We start from the raw sequence: 2,456 nt of genomic DNA on the forward strand, positions 1-2,456 counted from the left end.
TTGTAGTCGTCGCTGCCCACCGAATCGGTGAAGCCGGTGACCGTCACCTGCGAGTACGTGCGATCGGCGCGCTCGCTCAGCAGCCGGTCCAGCGATTCGCGCGCGGTCGGTGCGAGCGTTGCGTGATCGGTGGCGAACAGCGCGTCGCCCGACAGGTTCACGCGTTCGACCACGGCGGCGGCCGGCTCGGCGGCCGAGGCCGCTTCGGCCGGTGCGGCGCCGCACTGGAAGACCAGCGTGGCCGGATCGGATTTGTCGCGCAGCGCGCGGGCAGAGTCGACGGCGCGCACGGGCTCGTCGCCGCAGATCTTGCGGGCGGCCTTCATGCAGGTCTGCGGGCCCGACAGCAAGCCGTGGCAGTCCACCTGGAACGTGCGCACGCCGTCGCGCGGCTGCAGTTCTGAGGCGCTGAAGGTCGGGCCGGATGCGGTCGAGCACGCGGCGAGGGCCGTTGCGGAAAGCGCGAGCGCAAGAGCGAGTTTGTTCACGGTGACGTCCTTAAAGCTTGGGTTGACCGAGGCCCGCCGCGCGGCGCGCAGCGGGCTCGTCCTGTCGTCGGAGCCGCGGGCCGTCCGGCGGCGAGCCGAACGGCCGGGCGGCGCGACGCGTTACTTCCACTGATACAGCATGCCGGCGCCGATCACCTTCTGACCGCCGCTGAAACCGCCGTTGATCGACGCCTTCAGGTTCTCCGTGATGCGCGCCTGCATGTTGACCGCCATCGCCTTCTGGCCGAGGAAGGTCGACGTGCCCACGCCCATCCCGAAGTTGGCGTCGCGATCGAGCTGCGGGATCGACGCCATCGCGCCGACGGCCGCGATACCCTGCTTCGCCATCTGGTCGGTCTGCTGCAGTTGCGAACCCAGCGAGTTGATTTGCGCCTGCTGGCCCGACAGTGCCGTCGACAGCGTCGTCTGCACCTGCGTCAGCTGGTTCACGTTCACCGCGTCGGTGCATTGCGTACCCGGCGCGACGTTCGTGATCTGGCGCTGCTGCGTGTCGCTGCCGACCGACACCACGTTCGAGCGACTGCCGTCGTTCGAACCCGCGCCGATCGCCACCGAGTTCGAGCCGGCGGTGACGGTCGGGACGTCGGTGCCCTTGCCGTTCATGTCGGCCGCGATGCCGTTGTTGTTCGCCGCACGCGTCGTGTTGTTGTTGAGCGTCGTCGACAACTGGTTCAACTGGTTGTTGATGTTCGTCACGCCGGTCGACAGCGACGCCACGTTGCTGTTCGTCGTGCTCAGGCCGGTGGACAGCGAGCCGATGCCCGTCGAGGTCGACGTGGACAGCGAGTTGACGTTGCTGTTCACCGTGCTGAGGCCCGTCGACAGCGAATTGATCGCGGTCGACGTGGACGTGGACAGCGACGCCACGTTGCTGTTCGTCGTGCTCAGGCCGGTCGACAGCGAGTTGATGCCGGTCGACAGCGACGCGACGTTCGATGCGGTGGACGTCGACAGCGTGTTGATCGCGTTGTTCGTCGCGTTCAGCTGGCTGCCGTTGATCGCGTCCGTGCTCGTGGCCGAGATCCGGCCCGCGGCGACGTTGGTGATCTGGCGTTCCTGGCCCTGTGCGCCGACGCTCACCACGCCGACCGGCGAGCCGCCTGCGAACGGGTACGTGACGCCGCCGATCGTGGCGCTCGAGGTGCCGACCGCCGCGGCCGTGACCGAGTTTGCGCCGAGTGCGATCGAGTTCGCGACGTTCGCTTGCGCGTTCGTGCCGAAGGCGAGCGCGTCGGCGGCCGTGGCCTTGGCGGCCGAGCCGTAGGCCTGTGCGCCCGTGGCGCTGGCCGTGGCCTGGCTGCCCAGCGCGATCGTGTTGTCCGCGGTGGCCTGGTTCGAGCTGCCGAGGGCGAGCGCGCTGGCGCCGGTTGCCGTGTTCTGGTTGCCGAGGGACACCGCGCCGTCGCCGGTCGCCGTGTTGTTTGCGCCCGTCGCGACCGCGCCGTCGCCGGACGCCGTGTTGCCGGAGCCGATCGATACCGCCTTGCCGCCCGTTGCCGATGCGTTCTGGCCGATCGCGACCGCGCCTGCCGTCTGCGCGTTCGAGCCGTCGCCGACTGCGACGCTGCTGGCGCCCGCCGCGCTGGCGTTCACGCCGGCGGCGAGGGCGTTGGTGCCCGTGGCGCCGTCGTTGGCGTAGTTGGCTTGCTGCACGCCGTTGTCGTTGACGCTGTAGTAGTGCGTCTTCGCGGCGTTGATCGCGGTCGAGGTCGACGTGGACAGCGAGCCGATGCCGGTCGAGGTCGACGTGGACAACGACAGGATCGTGCTGTCCGTGCTGCTCAGGCCCGTGGACAGGGAGCTGATGCCGGTCGAGGTCGAGGTCGAGAGCGACGTGATCGAGCTGTTGGCGGACGACAGGCCGGTCGAGGTCGAGGTCGAGAGCGACGTGATCGAGCTGTTGGCCGTCGACAGACCGGTCGACGTCGAGGTCGAGAGCGACGTGAT

General features: G+C 69.1%; 2 protein-coding genes. Both read right to left on the reverse strand.

All coding sequences use genetic code 11. The features are described from left to right. A partial coding sequence (locus WS61_RS26485; RefSeq protein WP_059504897.1) for a hypothetical protein occupies window positions 1-488 on the reverse strand: 488 nt, incomplete at its 3' end. 120 nt (window positions 489-608) lie between these two features. Next, window positions 609-2,456: YadA family autotransporter adhesin (locus tag WS61_RS26490; protein WP_179949707.1), on the reverse strand; the 1,848-nt coding region annotated here is incomplete at its 5' end.

Source organism: Burkholderia sp. ABCPW 11 (genome assembly GCF_001523445.1).
In the GTDB taxonomy this organism is placed as follows: Bacteria; Pseudomonadota; Gammaproteobacteria; order Burkholderiales; family Burkholderiaceae; genus Burkholderia.